Annotated in this window: 14 protein-coding genes; 7 read left to right on the plus strand and 7 right to left on the minus strand. The window is 60.6% G+C overall.

The genetic code is table 11. From position 1 onward, the window contains the following. Positions 1-121: 121 nt before the first annotated feature. The 5 genes from LGH74_RS11170 to LGH74_RS11190 all read left to right on the plus strand — a co-directional run bounded on the left by LGH74_RS11170 (position 122) and on the right by LGH74_RS11190 (position 10,082). Complete coding sequence (locus LGH74_RS11170) at positions 122-1,315, plus strand: MFS transporter (RefSeq protein WP_226175665.1); 1,194 nt, start codon at positions 122-124, stop codon at positions 1,313-1,315. 315 nt (positions 1,316-1,630) lie between these two features. Beyond that, entirely contained in the window at positions 1,631-3,682 is a 2,052-nt protein-coding gene (locus tag LGH74_RS11175) for a transglutaminase family protein (protein WP_226175668.1), read from the plus strand. After that, positions 3,679-5,625 (plus strand): DUF3857 domain-containing protein, encoded by a 1,947-nt coding sequence (locus tag LGH74_RS11180; RefSeq protein ID WP_226175670.1) that lies wholly within the window; start codon positions 3,679-3,681, stop codon positions 5,623-5,625. The genes LGH74_RS11175 and LGH74_RS11180 overlap by 4 nt, the downstream gene beginning before the upstream one ends. Before the next feature lie 182 nt (positions 5,626-5,807). Then, positions 5,808-6,371, plus strand: a complete 564-nt coding sequence (locus tag LGH74_RS11185) for a hypothetical protein (protein ID WP_226175672.1) — start codon at positions 5,808-5,810, stop codon at positions 6,369-6,371. A gap of 123 nt (positions 6,372-6,494) precedes the next feature. Continuing rightward, complete coding sequence (locus LGH74_RS11190) at positions 6,495-10,082, plus strand: reprolysin-like metallopeptidase (protein WP_226175675.1); 3,588 nt, start codon at positions 6,495-6,497, stop codon at positions 10,080-10,082. A gap of 288 nt (positions 10,083-10,370) precedes the next feature. Here LGH74_RS11190 and LGH74_RS11195 read toward each other — a convergent pair whose 3' ends face one another. The 3 genes from LGH74_RS11195 to LGH74_RS11205 form a co-directional block, all read right to left on the minus strand. After that, positions 10,371-12,479: a helix-hairpin-helix domain-containing protein gene (locus LGH74_RS11195; protein WP_226175676.1), complete on the minus strand. Its 2,109-nt coding sequence runs from the start codon at positions 12,477-12,479 to the stop codon at positions 10,371-10,373. Next, entirely contained in the window at positions 12,476-13,330 is an 855-nt protein-coding gene (locus tag LGH74_RS11200) for a hypothetical protein (protein ID WP_226175678.1), read from the minus strand. Before LGH74_RS11200 ends, LGH74_RS11195 begins: the two co-directional genes overlap by 4 nt. Before the next feature lie 161 nt (positions 13,331-13,491). After that, a complete protein-coding gene (locus LGH74_RS11205) occupies positions 13,492-15,813 on the minus strand; it encodes a S46 family peptidase (RefSeq protein ID WP_226175680.1) in 2,322 nt (773 codons plus the stop codon). A 123-nt stretch (positions 15,814-15,936) separates the two neighbouring features. Between LGH74_RS11205 and yidD the strand changes: the two genes are divergently transcribed. Together yidD and LGH74_RS11215 are read left to right on the plus strand one after the other, a co-directional pair. Continuing rightward, on the plus strand, positions 15,937-16,158 hold the full coding sequence (gene yidD, locus LGH74_RS11210; protein WP_226175681.1) for a membrane protein insertion efficiency factor YidD: 222 nt from the start codon (positions 15,937-15,939) through the stop codon (positions 16,156-16,158). Positions 16,159-16,243: 85 nt separating this feature from the next. Beyond that, positions 16,244-17,137, plus strand: a complete 894-nt coding sequence (locus LGH74_RS11215) for a hypothetical protein (RefSeq protein WP_226175682.1) — start codon at positions 16,244-16,246, stop codon at positions 17,135-17,137. Between the two features lie 68 nt (positions 17,138-17,205). Here the strand turns inward: LGH74_RS11215 and lgt are convergent, their stop codons facing one another. The 4 genes from lgt to nadE all read right to left on the minus strand — a co-directional run bounded on the left by lgt (position 17,206) and on the right by nadE (position 21,297). Continuing rightward, positions 17,206-18,087 carry a prolipoprotein diacylglyceryl transferase gene (lgt, locus tag LGH74_RS11220; RefSeq protein WP_226175683.1) on the minus strand — a complete coding sequence of 294 codons (882 nt, stop codon included), beginning with the start codon at positions 18,085-18,087 and terminating at the stop codon, positions 17,206-17,208. Between the two features lie 129 nt (positions 18,088-18,216). After that, positions 18,217-18,522, minus strand: a complete 306-nt coding sequence (locus tag LGH74_RS11225) for a hypothetical protein (RefSeq protein ID WP_226175684.1) — start codon at positions 18,520-18,522, stop codon at positions 18,217-18,219. Beyond that, positions 18,515-19,147 carry an RNA polymerase sigma factor gene (locus LGH74_RS11230; protein ID WP_226175685.1) on the minus strand — a complete coding sequence of 211 codons (633 nt, stop codon included), beginning with the start codon at positions 19,145-19,147 and terminating at the stop codon, positions 18,515-18,517. Before LGH74_RS11230 ends, LGH74_RS11225 begins: the two co-directional genes overlap by 8 nt. A 215-nt stretch (positions 19,148-19,362) precedes the next feature. After that, a complete protein-coding gene (nadE, locus tag LGH74_RS11235) occupies positions 19,363-21,297 on the minus strand; it encodes an NAD(+) synthase (RefSeq protein WP_226175686.1) in 1,935 nt (644 codons plus the stop codon). Between the last annotated feature and the right edge of the window lie 138 nt (positions 21,298-21,435).

Here is a 21,435-nt window from a genome sequence, read left to right on the forward strand (position 1 = left end):
GCTGGGGCTTCTTTTTGCCCCTCAGCTTAAAACGGCCGTTTTACCCTTGCTTTACTTTACCCCATAGCGGCCACGCCCGGATTTTCTGCCGACCTTTGCGGCCGTACCGTGTTTGCCCTGAATGCTGCCCACCAAAACCAAGGTGTACACTGCCGGTTTCTGGCTGATGTGCCTGTCGTCGTTTCTGTTTTTCATGAGCTTCAACATGCTCCTGCCCGAGCTGCCCGACTTTCTGACGCGGCTGGGCGGGGCCGAGTACAAAGGCTTCATCATTGCGCTGTTTACCCTCACGGCGGGCCTTTCGCGGCCTTTCAGCGGCAAGCTGGCCGATACCGTGGGGCGCATTCCGGTGATGGTGTTCGGCTCGTTGGTGTGCTTTGTGTGCGGCTTCTTTTACCCCTGGGTAACTACCGTGGTGGGCTTTATGGGGCTGCGGCTGCTGCACGGCTTCAGCACAGGCTTCAAGCCTACCGGCACGGCCGCCTTTATTGCCGATATCATTCCCTACGAGCGACGGGGCGAGGCCATGGGCCTGCTGGGCGTGGCCGGCTCCCTGGGCATGGCCGCCGGGCCGGCGCTAGGGCCGCAGATTACGGCCGCTACCTCACTCGACACGCTGTTTTACTGCTCCTCCGGCCTAGCTTTGCTGAGTTTAGCAGTACAGGGCACCATGACCGAAACCCTGCCCGCCGAGCAGCGGCAGCGTTTTAGCTGGAGCCTGCTACGCCTCAACTGGCACGAGATTCTGGAACCCCAGGTGCTGGCCCCAGCCCTCGTGACGCTGCTGTGTCTGTTCCCGTTCGGGGCCATTCTAACCATCGTGCCCGACCAAAGCCGGGTACTGGGCCTCAAAGCTGCCGACAAAGGCCTGTTCTACACCTGCTACACGCTGGCCTCGTTGGTGGTGCGCCTAGTGGCCGGCCGCGCCTCCGACAAGTACGGCCGCCTGCCGGTGCTGCGCGTATCGACGGTGATGATGGTGGTAGCCCTGGTCCTGCTCACGCTCGTGGAGCACTCGGTACCGCTGTTTCTGGGCGCGGCTATGCTGTTTGGGCTGGCTACCGGCCTCAATTCGCCCACGCTCTACGCCTGGACCGTGGACCTAAGCCACCCGGCGCGGCGGGGCCGGGCCGTGGCTACCATGTACATTGCCCTCGAAGTTGGTATTGGGCTGGGCGCGCTGCTGGCCGGCTGGGTGTATAGCAACATCGACGGCCGCCTGCCCTACGTACACGCCATGAGCGTGGGCTGCACGCTGCTGGCGCTGATTTATCTGCTGTGGGGCGTGAAAAAGCAGCCGGCCGCGGGAGCCTGACAGCCTGGTGGGCATGGCACCCCGCCCCGCTGGGCTTATCATCCCGATTGGCCACTGTGTGCCGGAATTGTACAGCACCGCGGCGCACCAGGCTTTACCAAGACCGAAGGCCCAAACTCGTGTGTGAGGTTATAAGGCTGACAGCATGAAAAACGGATGAAGTTTGTAGTGCCGTTGAAATTTCTCACCTTTATATTACAACTTATCCGCCCCTTCTCTTTCGCCTCTATCTACTGTTCAATTCCACTGCTTTCGTGCTACCAGGGCCGAAGCTGCTGATCCTGTTACTTCTCTCTTTCATTACATTTTTCCTGTATGATTACAATTTTACTGCGCCGGGTTGCGGCGGCGGTTACACTTGGCGTGTGTGCTGCCCTGCCCGCTTTGGGTCAGGCCGACCCCATTAAGTTCGGCAAGATTGATGAGCGCGACCTGACCGGGGCCAACTTCGTGGCCGACAGTGCCGCCGAAGCGGTTATCCTCTGCGACTTTGGCCGCTCGCGCTTCGAGGTGGGTGAAAGCGGCATGAAAATCGTGTTTGAGCGGGTAACGCGCATTAAAATTCTGAAAAAGTCGGGCTACGACTGGGCTACCGTGCAGGTACCGCTCTACAAGAAGAACTCGGACGCGGAAAAGCTTACCAGCCTGCGCGGCTACACCTACAACCTGGTCAACAACCAGGTGGTGAAGGATAAGCTGGAAACGTCGGCCGTGTTTACGGAGCAGGCCTCGGAAAATACGCTGATCCGCAAGTTTACCCTGCCCAACGTACGGGAGGGTTCGGTGCTGGAGTACTCCTATACTATTACGTCCGATTTCGTCTTTAACTTTCAGGACTGGCAGTTCCAGAATGCCATTCCCACCCGCTGGAGCGAGTACCGGGCCGCCATTCCCGAATACCTGGACTACAAGATGGTGATGCAGGGCTACGAGCCCCTGGCCGTGCAGGAGCGCGACGAAACCACTGGCCAGTACACCATCCGCTGGGGTCGTACTCAGGCCACGCAGGTAAACCAGGAGGCGCATTCGGCAGGCTCTACGGCCATTACGGCCCGGGTAACCAACCACCGCTGGGCCATGAAAGACGTACCCGGCCTGCGCTCGGAGCCGTTTATGACCACCGTCCGCGACTATGTTTCCCGCATCGACTTTGAGCTGGCCGGCACCAAATGGCCCGACGAGCCTTACAAGAACGTGCTCAACTCCTGGGAGAAAATCAACGACATTCTGCTCAACGATGACGACTTCGGGGTGCAGCTCAAGCGCGGTGGCTTCTTAAAAGAGCAAACCACAGCCCTGGTAGCCAAATACCCCGACGTGCCGCAGCGCATTGCCGCCGTGCACGATCTGGTCCGCAAATCGGTGAAGTACAACGGCACCGACCGCTACTACGCCAGTGGTCCGCTGCGCCGCGCCTACGACCAGCACAGCGGCTCGGCCGGCGACGTGAACCTGCTGCTGATTGCGCTGCTGCGCGACGCCGGTATTCCGGCCAACCCCGTGCTGCTGAGCACCCGCGACCATGGCATGATCAACGAGAACTTCCCTTTGATCAGCAAGTTCAACTACGTGGTGGCCCACATAGCCCTACCTGACGACAAGGAAATGCTGGTAGATGCCACCGAGCAGCTCATCCCCTGCGGCATGCTGCCCGAGCGCTGCCTGAGCGGCGCCGGCCGGCTTATTCTGCCGGATGCGGGCCAGTCGCGCTGGGTAAATCTGCAGCCTTCGCAGCGCTTTCTGGAGTACCGCCAGATTCAGCTCGTGCTGGATGACAAAGGCGGCTACACGGGCAAAATTCACCAGGAGCACGGCGGCTACGCAGCCTTGCAAAGCCGGGAAAAGCTGCAAAAGAATGGAGAAAAGAAGTTTGTGGAGGAAATCGTAAGTAGCCACGAAGGCTGGTCTATCCCCAAATTTGCCTTCAAGGAGCGGGAGGTGCTGACCAAGCCGCTGGCCCTCGACTACGAGTTTTCTTCGCCGGGTGCCGATACGCCGGTGGGCACGATTTACTTTAGCCCCATGCGGCAGTTTAGCGGCGACAAGAATCCGTTTCGCCACGAGGAACGGCGCTTTCCGGTCGATTTCGGCGCTCAAACCGACGAAACCGTGATGATGACTATCACGCTGCCGGCCGGCTACCAGGCCGAGGAGCTGCCCAAGCCTGCCATCGTGGACTTGCCCGACAACGGGGGCCGCTTTTCCTACACCGTCGTCGACAACGGCCAGGGTACGCTGCAGATAGCCAGCCGCATGAGTCTGCGCAAGCCGATTTATATGGCCGAGGAATATGCCTACCTGCGCGAGTTCTACAACCGGATGCTGGCCAAGCAGGCTGAGCAAATCGTTCTGAAAAAGAAATCATGAGCCGGCCCTTATTAACAGTGGCAGCGGTATTGCTGGTCCAGAGTGGAATTGTATCGGCGGCCACGGCGGGCGCGGTTCCTCACTATGCGGTAGCCGACCTGCCGGCGGCCCTGCGCGAAAACGCCCACGCCGTGGTGCGTTACGAAGAGCAGACGCTGGTGGTAAAATCGGTGAGCCGCACGGTGGAAACCAACCGCCACGCCGTGACGATACTGGATGAGGCCGGGGCCGACTGGGCTACACAGCTGGTATACTACGACCAGCTGAACACGGTGAGCTACCTGCGCGGCACCGTGTACGATGCCGCCGGCAAAGTCATCCGGCAGCTGCGGGCGGCCGACGTGCGCGACTTCAGCCTTTCCGACGGCTTCAGCCTGGCCAGTGACGGCCGGGGCCGCGCAGCCGATATGCGCCAGGCCAACTACCCGTACACGGTAGAATATGAGTACGAAGTTGTTTCCACTAACCCGCTGTTTTACTCGTCGTGGTATGCGCAGCCCAAAGAGCAACTGGCGGTTGAGAAATCGACTTTTCGGGTAGTAACCCCTACAAATCTTCCCCTACGCTACAAGGAGCAGCATTTGCCAAGCGGTGCTTCGGTAGTGCATACTGCCGAAGGCGGCATGGAAATATACGAATGGCAGGTGCAGAATCTGGCTGCAGTGGAGGAAGAGCACGATGCCCCCCCGGTTGCCGAACTGACGCCGGCAGTATTTACCGCGCCCACTGAGTTTGAGGTGCAGGGCCACCACGGCACGCTCAACTCCTGGCAAACGCTGGGCCAGTGGAACTACGACCTGAATGCGGGCCGCGACGAACTACCCGCTGCTATGAAGGCCCGGATTGCCAGCCTGGTGCAGGGCGAAACCGATGAGCGGGCCCGCATCCGCAAGGTATACGAGTTTCTGCAGGCCAACACGCGCTACATCTCCATCCAGCTGGGTATCGGCGGCTGGCAAACGTTTCCGGCTTCCTCAGTAGCAGCCAATGGCTACGGCGACTGTAAAGCCCTGACCAACTACTGCAAAGCCCTGCTGCAAGCCGCCGATGTGAAAGCCTATTGCGCCCTGGTGCGGGCCGACGAGCCCGATATCCGCACCGATTTTCCCAGCAGCCAGTTCAACCACGTCATTCTGTGCGTGCCCCTGACCAAAGCCGCCAAGGCCGACACTGTGTGGCTGGAATGCACCAGCCAGACCAACCAGTTCAACTACATGGGCAGCTTTACCGGCAACCGGCACGCGCTACTGCTCACGCCGGCCGGTGGCAAGCTGGTGCGCACGCCCCGCTACGGCGTGGCCGAAAACCGGCGCGAGCGGCGGGCTGACGTGTACCTCGATGCCCAGGGCAATGCCACTGCCACCGTTCGTACGCTGCGCACGGGGCTGGAGCAGGACAATTTTAACGCCCTGTTTCACAGCCTGGCCCCGGCCGAGCAGAAAAAGCGCGTGGCCGATATTCTGCCGCTGGCTAATTTCAGCATCACCAAGTTCAGCCTGGCACCCGGCGCGCCCACGGGCTTGCCCACGATGGTCGAAAACCTGGGTTTGGCCCTGCCCAACTTCGCTCCTCCGAGCGGGCGGCGGGTTTTCCTGTCGGCCAACCTGCTCAGCCGCTGGTCGTCGCTGCCAGCCGCGGTGGGTGAGCGGCAAGCCGATATCTGGCTCGACAACGCCTTTACTCATTCCGATACCATCCGCATCCACGTGCCGGCCGGCATGAAGCCAGAGAGTCTGCCGGCGCCGGTGAAGCTGACCACAGCGTTTGGCACCTATTCCAGCCAGGTGCTGGCCCTGCCCGACGGCACGCTGCAATACGTGCGGCAGCTGCGTATGCCTCTCACCCACTTTTCGCGCACGGAGTATGCGGCCTACGTCGAGTTTCGACGCAAAATCAGCGCAGCCGACAAAGCGCCGGTGGTATTCGTCAAAACGGATTCCTAAGCTTAAAAACAGGCTTCCAACTCGTGAAAAGACCGGCTGGTGTAGCACCCAGCCGGTCTTTTGTTATTCACCTAACCGGGTGCGCAGCCCCAACTGGCAAGAAATGCGTAATTCGGCAGGGTTCTGGCGTATTGCAGTCCGGGTTCGTCGTTTTGGCCAGCTCCCCTCTACTTTCCCAGCCTATGCTTTCCGCTCTCAGCCTCGCTCTTGCTACCGCAGCACTGCTTGGAACTTCGCCCGCTGCTACTCCCCTGCCGCTGGCTGCCGCTGTCGTTCAGAAGCCGGTGCCTGCTCCCTTGTGGCAACCCCTCACCGCTACCCAGGCCCGGCGCCTGGGCCTGCCCCGGCTACGCCCCCAGCAGTACCAGACGGTGCGCCTGAATCTGGCGCAACTCAGGCAAGTGTTGGCTACTGTGCCGGCCGGTCCAGCGGGTCCGGTGTTGCAACTGCCCCTGCCCGACGGCACCCTGGCCCAGTACCAATTGCGCACGACTCAGGTAATGGCTCCGGAACTGGCGGCGCGCTATCCGGAGCTGCAAACCTACGCGGGACAGGAAGTAGGCCGGCCGGCCAATAGCGTGCGCCTGGAATTTACGCCCACCGGCCTGCGCGCCATGCTGATTCGTAACGGCCGCACGCTCTTTATTGAGCCCTACCGCCTCCACGATACCCAGCATTACATCTGCTTCGATAAAGTCAGCCTGCCCGCCGGCAGCAAGGCGGGATTTGAAACTTCGGCCAAATAAGCCATCCATTAGCCAGAGAGGCAGGAAATACGGGATTCGACAGCAACGTACTAGGCAAAAGCCCTATATTAGAGGCCTACAACCTGGTACTGACCTTTCTTCATTTTTTCCTGATTCTACTTTATGGCTTCAACTTTTACGAACTCGTGGCGCACGTGGCGGCCCGCCCTGTTGGGTGGTTTGCTGCTGGCGGCGGTGGGCGCTCCGCATCAGGCGGCCGCTCAGCGCGTCCTCTGGGCCGACGATACGCAAGTGCCCGGCGCGGCCCGGCAAACGACGGATGCTCTGCGCCAGTTCCGTCCGGTTTCCTTTCAGCTCGATGCTGTGCGCGACGTGCTCCGGCAGGCTCCGGCCGAAAAGGGTGCCGGTGCCCGCAACTCTACCACAGTTATTTCACTGCCGCTGCCCGATGGCACCTCCCAGCGCTTCCGCGTCGTGGAGGTTCCGGTAATGGAGGCTGCATTGGCCGCCCGCTATCCTTCAATTAAGACCTACGAGGGCCAGGGTATCGATGATCCGTCGGCTACGGCGCGGCTGGATGTGTCGCCTGCTGGTTTCCACGGTATGATTCTGGGCAGCCACGGCAAAACGATTTATATCGACCCGGCCGCCCAGGGCGACAATGTGCACCACCTGGTATTCGACCGGCAGGCCATGAACCAGGCCGCGCTGGGCGCGGTATGCCTCACTACCGATGAGCCGGCAACAGCGAATATGCCGCAGCCAACGGCGTTTCAGCGCCAGGCCAACGGCACGACGCTGCGGACCTACCGCCTGGCTATGGCCTGCACCGGCGAATACGCAGCCACCAAAGGCGGTACCAAAGCCGGAGCCCTGGCGGGTATCGTTACGTCGGTAAACCGCGTGAGCGGCGTGTATGAGCAGGAACTGGCCGTGCGGCTGGTACTGGTAGCCAACACCGATCAACTGATTTTCCTCGACCCAGCCACCGACCCGTACACGAACGATGAAGGGTCTATCATGTTGAACGAAAACCAGACTACGGTCACGTCCATCATTGGTAGCGCCAACTACGATATTGGCCACGTATTCAGCACCGGTGGCGGCGGTATTGCTCAGAAACCGTCGGTGTGCCTAGCGGGCAAAGCACGCGGCGTAACCGGCCTGCCCAACCCAGTGGGCGACGCCTTCGATATCGACTTCGTAGCGCATGAAATAGGTCACCAGTTTGGCGGCGACCATACTTTCAATAGCAGCAGTGGCAACTGCGCCGGCACCACCCGGGCCGGGGTATCGGCTTACGAGCCAGGTAGCGGCACCACTATTATGGCCTATGCCGGCATCTGTGCCCCGCAGAACTTGGCGCGCAACAGTGAGCCATATTTCCACTCCCGTAGCTTCGACCAAATCGTGTCGCACATCACGGGCGCGGGCAACTGCGGTGTAAATACGCCGACCAACAACATCCCGCCGGTGGTAAATGCCGGGGTCAACTACCGGATTCCGGTCAGAACGCCCTTCACACTTACCGGCTCGGCTACGGATGCCAACAGCGACCCGCTGACGTATTCTTGGGAACAGTACAACCTGGGCCCGGCCGGCGACCCGACGCAGCCCGTCGATGACGCCCCGATCTTCCGGTTCTTCACGCCGACTTCTTCGCCTTCGCGCACGTTCCCCAAAATCTATAACCTGATTACCAACACCGATACCATCGGGGAGCAGCTGCCAACGTACGGTCGGCGCCTGATTTTCCGCTTGGTAGCCCGCGACAACCGCGTGGGCGGTGGTGGCGTCGACTACGACTCCATGCACGTAGTAGTGGTAGCCACGGCCGGGCCTTTCGTGGTAACGAGCCCCAACACCAACTCGCCGGTGCCCACACGGTGGCTGGCTGGTGCCCCGCAGCAGGTAAGCTGGGATGTAGCCAACACTACAGCAGCGCCCATCAGCGCAGCCAATGTAGATATCCTGCTTTCGACCGACGGCGGCAAGACTTTCCCGACGGTATTGCTGGCCAATACGCCCAACGACGGCAACCAGCAAGTAACTGTGCCGGCCAGCGTGGGTAATTCAGCCACGGCCCGCATCAAAGTGCAGGCTTCGGGCAACATCTTCTTTGATATCTCGAACAACAACTTCACCATTGAAGTACCCACGGCCCCAACCTTCTTCCTGACGCCTACCACGGCTTCGGGCGAAACGCCGGCCATCTGCCCCGGCACCTCGACTACCGTAAGCGTAGCCGTTGGGCAGCTGCAGGGCTTTACCGGAACGGTGGCTCTGACGGCCTCTAACCTGCCCACGGGCATGACCGTGACATATGCCAACCCGAGTGTAGCAGTGGGCGGCTCTACTCAGGCTACTATCTCGACCACTGCCGCTACGCCCTCCGGCACCTACGTTATCAACCTGGTAGGAACCAGTGGCAGCGTAACGCAGCAGCAGCAATTCCGGATTGTCATCAACCAGGCGGCTACGCAGGCAGCCAGCCCGATTGCACCAACTACAACTACGGCGGCTACCCAGCGCCCCCGCTTCTCCTGGAATGCCGTACCCAATGCAACAGGCTACGAAATAGAGGTTGCTACCAATGCTACCTTCACCAGCCCCATCGTGGCCCTGACTGCCGTCACCGGCACCAGCTTCACGCCTAGCATTTCTCTGCAGCCTAACACGACCTACTACTGGCGCGTACGGGCTACCAGCCCCTGCGCCACTGCTCCCTTCTCGGCCGTTACCCAGTTCCGGACTGGTACCTCGGCTTGTCAGACGATTGTAGCCACGGAAGTGCCAAAGGCTATTCCAGCCGGCGGTGTGCGCACGGTAACGTCTGGTATCACCGTTGCCACTACTGATGTCGTATCGGATATTAAAATTCGGAATCTGGTGCTTACTCACCCCGACGTGAGTGAGTTGACGCTGACGCTGACCAACCCGCAGGGCCGTACTGCCACGCTGGTGGCTAATGCCTGCGCCGGTACCGCCAACATCGACTTGAACTTCGACGATGCGGCTGCAACGGCTGTTAGCTGCCCGCTCACCGGCGCTGCTACCGTACGTCCGGCTAGCTCGATGGCCGAGTTGCTCAACGGCGGCGCCAACGGCCGCTGGACCCTGACCGTCAACGATAACAACGCGGCAAACGGTGGCTCACTCCGCTCGTGGAGCCTGGAGCTTTGCACGCTAGCCTCGTTGCCACCCGCGCCGTTCTCGCTGCAGACCCTCTACAACACGTTCAGCAACGGCACCGGTAAAGTAGATGTTATCTGGTCGGCTAATGCAACCAGCAATGCTACTTCGTACGAAGTTGAGCGTTCCTTCCAGAACAACACCAACTTCCAGCGCGTAGCGACGGTAGCGGCTCCTGCTACGTATTACGAAGACCAGGTAACGGTGAATGGCCGCTACTTCTACCGGGTCCGCTCGGTAAACTCGGTTGGCGTTTCGGCCTATACCAACGAAACCAGCGTGTTGAGCAACAAGAGCACTGCGCAGCTGAAAGGCATCCAGGTATACCCGAACCCGAGCACGGGTATCTTCAAAGTGAACGTGGATAACGCCCAGCGCGGTGCCATCACGCTGCGGGTAACCGATGCTATGGGCCGCACGGTAGCCACCGAAACTCTGACCAAGGGCGCAGCGCTGCTTCAGCACGAACTGGACCTGAGCAAGCTCAGCACCGGCGTCTATCAGCTGCACATCGACATGCCCGAGGGCACGGCGGTGCAGCGCCTGCTGAAAAACTAATCAGCTTCCGCTAAAGCCAAAAAAGGGCGACTCCAGTGTGGAGTCGCCCTTTTTGTTTGTTGGTAATATTTTATTGGTAATGTGAAGAGGCAGTCAGCAGCGTTATTGAAAACTCCGACCGTCATGCTGAGCGAAGCCGAAGCATCTCTACTGCAATGATAGTTTGACTACTACTGCGGGAGAGATGCTTCGGCTTCGCTCAGCATAACGTGCTTTTCCAACAACGTCAGCCCACGAGATGCTTCGGCTGTGTCGCTGCATGATGTTCTTGCAGTTCCTTCTCAACGGCTAAAACTTGTAGCGGGCCTGCACTTTTACTTCCGAGCGGCGCGGGCCCTGCAGCTCTTCCAGGCCCGAGCCCACAGTGTTCTGGTGGCGATAATGGGTTTCGGCGTAGCGCAGCCACAACGTCAGGTGCTTGGTGCATTTCACCTCGGCTATGGCGTAGGCGCGGGTGCCCTGCCCGCTGAGGGCCGGCACCGAAAATGCATACAGTACATCCTGCTCAAACACATACTGGCGGGTGTCGAAATCGTCGGTATCGAAGAGGGCGTAGCGCCCGCTCAGCTGCAGGCGCCGGCCAATTTTCACGGAGGCATCCTGGGCCAGCACGTAGCCGGTGCGCTGCGGGCCATCATCCTCGCGGTAGTGGGTGCCCTGCAGGCGGGTGCGCAAACTCAGAATGAGTGTGGGGCTGGTGTCGTAGAACAGCAGCAGGCTGCGCCGCTGGGTGGGAGCCGTACGGGGCAGGTTGCCGGGGCTGGCTACGTCGTATTCCTTGTCCCGGGTCCGGATCTGGGCGTAGAGCAAGCTGGTTTTCGACGGGGTGAAGGCTACCCGCACCAGCCAGTCGTGGCCCTGGGTGGGCGTGCCGGCCTGGAATTTCAGCCACGGAAAGCTGAACTGGTCGTAGTAGGCCGACACTTCCCAGCGCGACACGGGCCGCACCTTCAAGCCCACGTATAAGCCTTTCTCGTTGATATTGCGCGTGTTTTCGCTCAGCGCATTGCCGTAGAAAGTGTGAAAGTTGCGGGCGTAGTTGCGGTAGAGCAGCGACACATCCACGTTGGAAGCCAGGCTGGCTAGCAGGCCATTCACGGTGCCGATGCCGCCGCTGCTGGAGCGGGCCGTTTCGCCAAACAGGATGATGTTGCGGATGACGTAGCTGTAGTGCGCGCCAACGGCCAGGTTTGTGCGCCCCCGAAACTCAAAGGCATTATACAGCTCAGGTTGGCGCTGCAGGGGCTTGTCGAAATAAGTGCTGACGGCGGTGAGGCCCGCGTTGAAGTTGCTGCTGCGGCTGGTGTAGCTCACGTTGCCGCCCCCGATGGTTTCGCGCAGCGTCTGGCGGTTGGCCAGCTCATTGGCCGTGCGGTGGAAACCCGTAATCAGGAAGCCCGACGAAAACTCGTCGAATTCGGCCAGGGAGTCGGCGGCCGACTGCACGTTGGCATCCACCCGCTTGCGCGACACGAAAGCCGTGGCCCGTAGCGTGGAGGTGAGGTTGACGGTAGCCGCCGCGCCCCGGAAAAACGTGCTTTCCAGCACCGACGAGTAGGGCCGCACGCCCAGGCTGCTGCGCCGGATGGTGGTAATGGTTTCGGCCCCCTTGCCCACCTGCAGCCCCGACGACAGCAGCAGCCCCTGCCCGAATTGCAGCTGGTAGTCGCCCACGGCCAGGGTTTTGAGGCGGCCCCGCTCCTGCAGCACGAAGTGGCCGGAGTAGAAGTCGGCGCCGTAGCGACGGGTGCCGGGGTTCCAGATTAGCTGCTCGCCGGCATCCTTCTCGGCCGTAATAGCCAGGCTGAAGTCGCGCTGGTGGCTGACGCGGTAGCGCACCAGCAGCTTATCGGGGGAGCCCAGGTAGCGACTGGCGGGCCGGCCGGTGCTGGTGGTATCGGGAGCGGCGTAGCCCTGGCGCTCCTGTAACACCCGCTCGTAGCGCACAAACAGGGCGTTGTTTTCCTCCTGGGCAATGCGTTTCCAGAGCGGCCCGCGCGCGGCATTGCCGGCATTGCTTTGCACCGAAACGAAGGGCGACACCCGGTAAATCGTGCGCAGATCGAAGCCTTCCACGCTTTGCAGCTCATAGAGGCTGATGAGGTTGCCCTGGGCCACGCGGTGCTCCAGCAGGTTGGTAATCTGGGTTTCGGAGAGCAGCAGCAGGGCCCGCAGCTCTTCGCGGGTGGCCGTGTTCAGGTTCAGCGGCGTCTGATAATACAGCAGCAACGTTTCGTAGAGGTCTTCATACGGCACCTGGTCACTTTGAATTTCGGCAAACAGCTCCTGCACCAGCCGGTCGAGGTCGGCCGGAGGGCGCACGTATTCCTGGGCCCGCACGGGCCGGGCCGCCAGCAGCGCGGCCAGCGCTACCAGGGCAAGAAACGGCCGCTTCATTTGGTGGCGCGGTTTAGCTGCACCCCAATGGCCAAATGCTGGCTCAGCCCCAGCGCCGTGTGCCAGGCCGCCGCGTAGTCAATGCGAAACTGCCCGGCCAGGAAGCCCACTCCGCCCGTCGTCTGGCGGCTGAGCGTGGAAAAGCCGCCACGTACGGCCAGCGCCGGAATTACCTGGTATTCGATGCCAGCTTTGAAGTCGGCGGCCTGGTCCACGTCCTTTTCGGTTTCCGCGTTCAGCATCACCTTCTCGGTGGGGCGAAACGAGAGGCCGGCTTTCAGCACGGTGGGCACCCGCTCGGTTTCGTATTCGGCCAGCTTGGCCTGGTTCAGGTTGTAGAGGTAAGCGCCGAAATACAGCCGCTTGGGCAGCACCTCGGCCTGCCCGCCGAGCGACACGGCCACGGCCCGCTTGCTGCCCAGCCCCTCAATGCTGACCTGGAGCACGTCGAACCTAGCCCCTACGCTGATGAGGCTGCCCCGGTAGCCGTAGCCGGCCCCCACGCGCTGCTCCGAGTACAGCTTGTCGCCGAAGCGCTGCGCCTCGAAGCCGACTACACCGCGCGTGGCTTTGCCGTCGGTAGCCGCGCCAATGGGCAGGGCGGCCGCCAGCACGGCCGTGTTCAGGGCGCGGCTCAAATAGCGGTTTTCAGCGTAGAAGCCCACTGCCGGACTCGTGACCTGCCCCAGCCCGGCCACGTTGTTGCCAATAGACCATACGTCGGTGAGCGTAACCGAGGCGTTGCCCAACCCTGCCGCCCGGGCGCCCCGCACGCCGGGGCCATTGCCCTGGGCGTGGGCAAGCGAAGCGGTTAACAAAAAGGCACTCAGTACGGAGTAAATTTTTAGCATAGGCCAGGGCCGCGGGTTTGAAGACTCTTTTCCACTCCCTAAGTAGGGCATTGTTCCGGTAAAATGAGTTATGCCAGACCGGCTATTTTCGGGCTCCACGCAAAAAGGCCCCAACGCACGGTGCGCCGGGGCCTTCAGGGCTGTCAGAGGAGGTTTTGGACTTACATGCCCGCCGCGCTTTCTTCCTTTTCCTTGCTTTTTTTCTTCTTGACTTTGGTCTTCTGGCCGTCGTCGGTTTTCACCTTCATCTTGTCCACGTCGCCGAGCTGGTTGAGCAGGGCCGCGCCGTTGGCCTGCGGGCCTACGCCGGGGTTCGGGCCGTTGTTGACGATGGTCATTTCATCGACCAGGGCCTTGCCGCCGCCGAGCTTCTCCACGCACCACAGCACGTAGCGAATATCCACGTTGATGCAGCGCTTCAGGTCTTTGTCGTAGGCCAGGTCGCCGGTCATGGCTTCCCAGTTGCCGTCGAAGGCAATACCGATCAGCTCGCCGCGGCCGTTGATAACGGGGGAGCCGGAGTTGCCGCCGGTGATGTCGTTATCGGTGGTGAAGGCCACGTGCAGCGTGCCGTCCTTGTCGGCAAAGCGGCCGTAGTCTTTGGCCGTCAGCAGCTCATTTTCCTTCTTGGGCACCACAAACTCGGGGTTGGTATTGTCTTCCTTGTCCAGAATGCCCTGGGCGGTGGTGTAGAACTTATAGTCTACCGCGTCGCGGGGCGAATAGTCGCGCACGGAGCCGTAGCTCAGGCGCAGCGTCGAGTTGGCGTCGGGCGAGTACACTTTATCGGTATTCTTGGCCCGCAGCGCGGCTACGTAGGCGCGGTTGGCGCGGGCCAGCGTGGCCTGGTAGCCCTGCATTTTGGGCTGAATGTTCTGACTGTAGTTGCGCTGCACCGAGTTCCAGGTTTTGAAGCCGGGGTCAGCCTCCAGCTTGGCTAGCGTGGGTGCAGCCAGGAAAGCCTCGGTTTTGGCCTTCGACACCAGGAAGGAATTGGCAAATACGTAGTCGGCATACTTCTGCATCGAGCCACCGTACTGCTTACTCACCGTCTGGAACACGTCGGGCAGCTGTTCCTTGGGCACGTCGGTGGCATACATTTGCATCAGCGCGGCGAATACCTTCTTGTCGGTTGGGTCGTTGTAGTCCTTGAAGTGGTCTTCCACGGTACCACGCAGCGCAGCTACGGCCTGCTGGATGGCGGCCTTATCGGCTTTGGGGTCCTGGAGTAGCTTGTAGAGCGGGGCCATGCGGCCGGCAAAGGCCACGACTTCGGTGCCGTTGGCGGCTTCGCCCACGTACACGGCGCTCAGGTTGTACTCGCGCAGACCATTGTAAGCCTGGTTAATGTCGTTCAGGGCCGCGCCGTACAGCGGGCCACGCGAGGCGTCGGCCGCAATCCACTGCATGAGCGAGGCTTCCTCGGCTTTCTTCTGGTCCACGGTTTTCAGGCGCTTCATACCTTCGTTCTGGCCGATGAAATACTTCCAGTAGTTGGCAATGTTAGCATATTTCGAAGCGTATTTCAGGCGAATGGCCGGGCTGGCGTCCGAGTCTTCCTTCCAGATTTTGAGGCGGGTATCGCGCAGCTTGATGCGGGCCGGGTTACTCTGGTCGAGCGTCAGCTGCAGGCCGGCGGCGGGCAGAAAACGCTGCGTGCGACCGGGAAAGCCGAATACCATGGCAAAGTCGCCCTCACTCACGCCCTGCAGGCTCACCGAAAGGTGCTTTTTGGGTACGTAAGGCACGTTGTCGGCCTGAGGGCCGGCGGTGGGCTTGTTGTTTTTGTCGGCATACACCCGGAACATCGAGAAGTCGCCGGTGTGGCGGGGCCACATCCAGTTATCGGTGTCGCCACCGAATTTGCCCACCGCTTCCGGCGGCGCCCCTACCAGGCGCACGTCGCCGAAGCGCTGATAGACGAACATGTAATATTCGTTGCCGGCAAAAAAGTCGCGCACGTAGGCTACGTACTGGCCGTTTTCCTTGGCCGCATCAGCCAATTCCTTCTGGCGCTGCTGAATCAGGATGGTACGCTCTACTTCCGACGTCTGAGGCGTGATGCCCTCGAGCACCTTGCCCGTCACGTCTTCCATGCGCACCAGAATATCCACGAACAAGCCAGGGTTGGTTTTTTCCTCGCTCTTGTTGGTGGCGAAAAAACCCTTTTCCAGGATATTGTTTTCCGGCGTGCTGTGGGTCTGAATGGCGTCGTAGCCGCAGTGGTGGTTGGTAAGTAGCAAGCCCTGGCTGCTCACAAATTCGCCGGTGCAAAAGCCGCCCAGCTGCACAATGGCATCTTTCAGGCTGGCATTGTTGACGTCATAGATTTCTTCGGCCGTCAGCTTGAGGCCCTTTTTCTGCATGTCGGCGTAGTTAAGACGCTTTACATACAGCGGCAGCCACATACCTTCGTCGGCGCGGGCGGCGGCGGGCAGCAGCAGCGCCAGCAGCAGCACTTTAGCCCAGAGTTGTTTTAACATGGGTGGGAAATGGGAGAGTGAAAAATCTAAAAAGGAAACCCCAGCCGCAGCCAGGCGCGTTTCTCAGTTCAAACTTACGAAAAGGCTGGCCGGTTCTTTTTGCTCAGCTTTGCCTTCCGCAGCATGTCCTACCTATTCCGCCAGCTTTTGCTGGGCCTCATCTGGGTGTACCGCCACCTTATTTCGCCGCTTACGCCGCCCAGCTGCCGGTTTCAGCCTACCTGCTCGGCCTACGCGGCCCAGGCGGTGCAGAAATACGGGCCTTGGCGGGGCGGGCAGCTGGCGTTGCGCCGCATCGGCCGCTGCCACCCCTGGGGCGGCCACGGCTACGACCCCGTACCCTAAGCGGCACGGCTGCGTATAGAATACTTCGTGTTTGTGCCTTTGCCCGCGGGCAAAGGCTTTTTTTCAGCTTTACTTTTGCTTTCGTATGCGTTTACTTCTGATGGGGACTACCCTGGCTACTGCTCTGTTCACCTTTAGCTGCTCCGAGGCCCAGAGCGACGATAAAAAGGGCAAGGGCGGCAAGAAAAAGGATAAGCAGGAAAGTCTGGAAAACAAGCTCACCGATGGCGCCATTCCCGGCCTGCGCCGCGTAGGCTCCCTCAACGGCGGCGTGCCCGAAAGCTCGGGGCTGGCCCGCGCCGAAACGGCCGGCACCTTCTACACCCATGCCGACGCCGGCAATGAGCCCGTGCTCTACAAGATTGACATGACGGGCCGCCTGCTGGGCAAATCGACGCTGCCCTTCTCCAACGTGGACTGGGAAAGCCTGGCCCAGGACGATAAGGGCAACATTTTCGTGGTGGACGCCGGCAATAACAACAACAGCCGCCGCGACCTGGTGGTGTACCGCATGAACCCCAACTCCCAGGATCTGAGCAAAATTGCCTTTTCCTACTCCGATCAGAAAGCATTTCCCCCGGGCAAAAAGGAGCGCAACTTCGACTGTGAAGCCTCGCTCTGGCACGCGGGCAAGGTGTATCTGTTTACCAAAGACCGGGGCGCCGGCCAAACTAGTAAAGTCTACACCCTCTCCGACCAGCCCGGCACCCAGAAAGCCCAGCTCCTGACGCGTATCAGCATTGCCGGGGAAGTCACCGGCGCCGACGTTAGCTCCGATGGCCGCCGCATTGCCCTGCTGGCCCGCGAAGAGCTATTCCTGTTGGAAGGCAGCAGCTTCGCTGCCGCGCTGAAAGCTACGCCCCGCCGCATTTCCCTGAAAGGCGCGGGCCAGACGGAAGGCATCGTATTCCACAAAGACGACAACAACACACTTTTTATCAGCACCGAGGAGGGCAATATCTACGAGTATAAGCTGTAGGCCAAGGCTCCCCTGCCCATCATAGTGCGTAAAAAAGGCCGATTCAACATTGAATCGGCCTTTTTGCTTTACCGGGCTTTTACTACCGGCTTGTTGTCTTCTTCCTGGCCCAAATCCCGGGGCGCGTAGCCGTAGGGGTTACTTGGGTTTTTACCGGCCCGCCAGAGCACCCAGATGCCCACCAGAATCAGCGGAATGCTCAGGATCTGGCCCATGTTCAGGGGCAGGCTGTTTTCGAAATCCACCTGATTTTCTTTCAGGAACTCACCCAGGAAGCGCTGCAAAAACAGGAATACTACGAAGAGCCCGAAGAGCAGCCCGCGCGGAGTGCGCTCTTTGGTGCGGTTCCACATGGCATAGAGCACGGCCAGCAGCACGATGCAGAACAGGGCCTCGTACATCTGCGTGGGGTGGCGCAGCTCGTTCGGGATGTTGGTTACCTCGTGGTGAATCTCATTATAGCGCACAAATTTGAAGGCCCACGGCACATCCGTCACCTTGCCGATAATCTCGGAATTGAACAGGTTGCCAGTCCGGATGAGGGCACCGCCTAGGGCTACCACAATCACAATTCGGTCGAGCACCCAGAGGTAGTCGAACTTGTTGTTGCGGGCAAACAGCCAGCAGGCCAACAGGATACCGATGGTAGCACCGTGGCTGGCCAAGCCGCCCTCCCAGATCTTGAGAATGTCCAGCGGGTGCTTCAGGTAATAGTCCGGGTCGTAGAACAGGCAGTGGCCCAGGCGGGCGCCTACCACCGTGCCCACCAGCATGTAGATGGTAATGACATCGACCCAGCGCGGCGACACCCGCTCCGATTTGTAGATGTGCGACAGAATGAACGTGCCGAATACGAAGCCCGACATAAATAGCAGCCCGTACCAACGCAAGGTCAGGGGGCCAATTTGGGCAATGATGGGCGACACGTCCCAGGTAATGAAGGCAAGCATGGGGAGCACAGTTACGAAAAGATGGAAAGGATTCAAAGGTAGTCAGACATTCGGCTTGCCTGCGGGCCAGCCGCCGGGCCGCAAGGGAAGCCGAATGGCTTGGCCGCCGCGGAGAACGCCAGAAGCTGGTCAGCGCGGGGATGAATCGGCCGGCTGGCCCCCAATATAGGACTGGTTTTGGTTGGCCGGGTCGGGTGAAGGCAATACTGCGCCGTCGCCACTTAGCAGCAGAATTATACCCAGCATGGCCACGTAGCCGGGCCAGCGCAGCCAGATGGGCAGCAGCTGACGCTCCGTGGGCATCTCGCCAACGAGCCGGGCGCGGACGCGGCTGTAAAAAAAAGGCTGGGGTTGGGAAGGCTGCTGGGCCTGCCATTGGCGCAGCAGGATTTCCCATTCTTCGTCGGCGCTGAATCGAGGGCTATGCTTAGGCATGACGCAAGGTGGGCGTAAGGTGATGGCGAAGGGTTTTGCGGGCCCGAAACAGCAGCGACTCCACCGCTGGCACGGTGGTGTTGAGTACGGCCGCTATTTCCTCGTAGCTCAAGTCCTGCTCGTGCCGCAGCGTGAAAGCCACCTGCTGCTGCTCGGGCAGGCGGTCAATGAGGTCCAACAAGTGCGTCAGCTGCTGCTGCCCCTCCAGCTGGGCCTGCGGGTGCACCTGATGAGCTGGCTCGTGCAGCAATTGATTGTCGAAGCCCAGCAGACTGGTAAAGTAGGCGAAGCGCTTCTGGGCCCGGGCCCGGCGGCGGTTTTTCAGGGCGCGGGAGGTTGCCAGCCGGTAGAGCCAGGTGCTCAGCGCAGCCTCACCCCGAAACCGACCGATGGTCTGGTACACCTCCACAAATACTTCCTGGGCCACATCTTCGGCTTCTTCCGGCGACCGTAGCAGCGCCAGTACCGTGCGGTAAATCCGGTTTTGGTAGCGCTCTACCAGCGTGCGAAACGCGGCTTCACTGCCCTGCTGCAGCTGCGCCACCAACTCGGCATCGGCAGCGGCGGCAGTACCGTGGGTAGCAGGCGGGGAGCCGTAAACGATGGAAAGCGGAAGAGTATACACCGGAAAAGCAGGAGCTGAAAGGATAGAAATGCTACTCGTTCAGTTTCCAGCGCGTGCCGCGAATACTGAGGTTATGCCTGCTTAGGCCACCTTGTTGCCCAAAACTTGCGCCCACCTCCCAAATTTATTTTAGTAACCTAAAAGTCAATCTTTTACAGCACCTAAACCCTGCATACCCTTGTTACGGTGGCTCAGCTAAAGCCAGCCGGGTTGCGCTACAGGTTATTGAGCTCCTGAGTGAAGCCACCGCTCAAAATGGGGAAGCGCAGCCACGAGCGGGGGTCTACGTTGTAGTCGTCGAGATGAAAGGCTGGGGCATACCGCTCCCGCTTCCACTGGTTGCGCGCCCACAGCGAGTAGAAGCGCTTCACGTAGGTTTTGAGCTGCTCGGGGTCGGCGGCCGGGTCTTCCTGCACCAGCGTGGCATACACCTGCTGCGGACTCAAGCGGTTGTAAAAGGCCAGCCGCTCGATGCGGTTGAGCAGAATATAGGGCATTAAATCCCGCTCATCGGTTTGGTTGTCTTCCAGGGGCCGCAGCTCGGCCGTGGGTTGCAGCGCATTCACGTAGCGCAGGCCAGGGTAGCCCAGCTCGGTTTCGGCCCAGCGCAGCCACTTTTTCACGAAGTCTTTATCCACGCCCGCAATGGGCGAAATGCTGCCGGCCGTGTCGCCGTCCATCGTGCAGTAGCCCACGGAGGCTTCCGAGCGGTTCGAGGTCGTGAGCAGCAGGCAGTTTTGCACGTTGGCCAGCATCCAGATAGCCGGGGCCCGCACCCGCGCCTGAATGTTCTGCAGCGCCAAATCGTCGGTTTGCCAGGTCAGCTCCCGACCCAGGGCGTGCTCAATCTTGCCCACGTAGCCATTCACTTCCTCATCAATACCCCAGTTGTAGAACACCGCGCCAATGGAATCGGCTAGCTCTTTGGCCGAGTTGTAGGTGTCGTCGGACGAGTTGACGGTGCCCTGGTAGGCGCAGGTGAGCAGGTGGTGGGTAATTTCGCGCTGCTGCCGCTGCTGTTCGGCGTCGGGCTGGGTGTGCGACGCTTCTTTAGGGCCCGGGGTATCCTGGTCGCTCCGGGGCGTTACGGGGCCGGCAATGCGGGCAATATCGTCGGCCGTGAAGCAGCCGGCCCGGCGCATAAACTCGGCCGTCCCGATTTCCAGCGTACCCAGCCGCACCATTTCGGCCACGCCTACGGCGCACATGCAGGAGTCGGCCCCGCCGCTCAGGCTCAGCACGAAGCCCCGGCTGCGGGCCTTGCGCAGGTAGTCGAACAAGGCCAGACTCAGGGCTTGGTTCAGCTCCCGGTACTCATCGGGCGTGGGCAGGGGCTCGATGGTTTCGGCCCGGGCCAGGGGCGTGGCAAAATCCACGTCCACACACTCCATATCCACTTCCTTGAAGCTCAGCAGCTGATTGCGGTGCAGCAAATGTCCATTGCGGGCCACCAGAATTTCGCCGTCGTAAATCATGCGGCCCGCCTCGTTGCCGAGCAGGTTGGCGTAGAGGTAGGTGCAGTCGAAGTTGCGCGAGGCGTTGAGCACCAGGTTGTAGCGCACGTCGGTTTTGCTCATGGCAAAGTGGCTGGCCGATGGATTCACAATCAGATCCACCCGGCCCATCAAGCGGCAGGCAGGCCGCTCGTTGTCGGGCCGCCACGCATCCTCGCAGATTTCAAAGCCGAACCGCACGCCCTTGTGCTCGAAAATAAGGTCGCCGATGGGCCACTGCTGCCCCTCCCAGCTCACGGTTCCGGTTTCGCCGGCCCGCCACGAGGTAAACCAGCGCGGCTCGTAGTGCACCCCGTCGTTGGCCAGAAACTGCTTGGCCGCGAAGCCCAGAATTTCCCCGTCGCGCAGCACGGCAGCCGTGTTGTAGGTGCGGCCCGCCATGCGTATCGGCAGCCCCACGCACACCAGAATTCCCTGGGTCCAGGGCCGGATCTGCTGCAAATGGGCCAGCGCCGATTCGGGCAGCCAGTCACTCAGAAACAAATCCTCGCAGCCGTAGCCGGTCAGGCACAGCTCCGGCAAACACAGCAGCTCCACGCCAGCAGTTTTAGCCTGCTCAATGGCGTCTTTGATGGTGCGCAGGTTGTGTTGCCAGTCAAAAGGTATCTGGTTGAGGGCGGCGCCGGCTATTCTCATCGTGCGAAAAATTGATTCTGGTTAACAACTATATTTTCTGGTCCCAGGTTGTCAAAATCTACTCTGCGGACCTCCGCGAAACCACTGCGCACCTCTGCGGGGACCGTCGTTCAACGATATTTCCCGCAGAGGTGCGCA

The sequence above is a fragment of the Hymenobacter lucidus genome (assembly GCF_020447265.1).
In the GTDB taxonomy this organism is placed as follows: Bacteria; Bacteroidota; Bacteroidia; order Cytophagales; family Hymenobacteraceae; genus Hymenobacter; species Hymenobacter lucidus.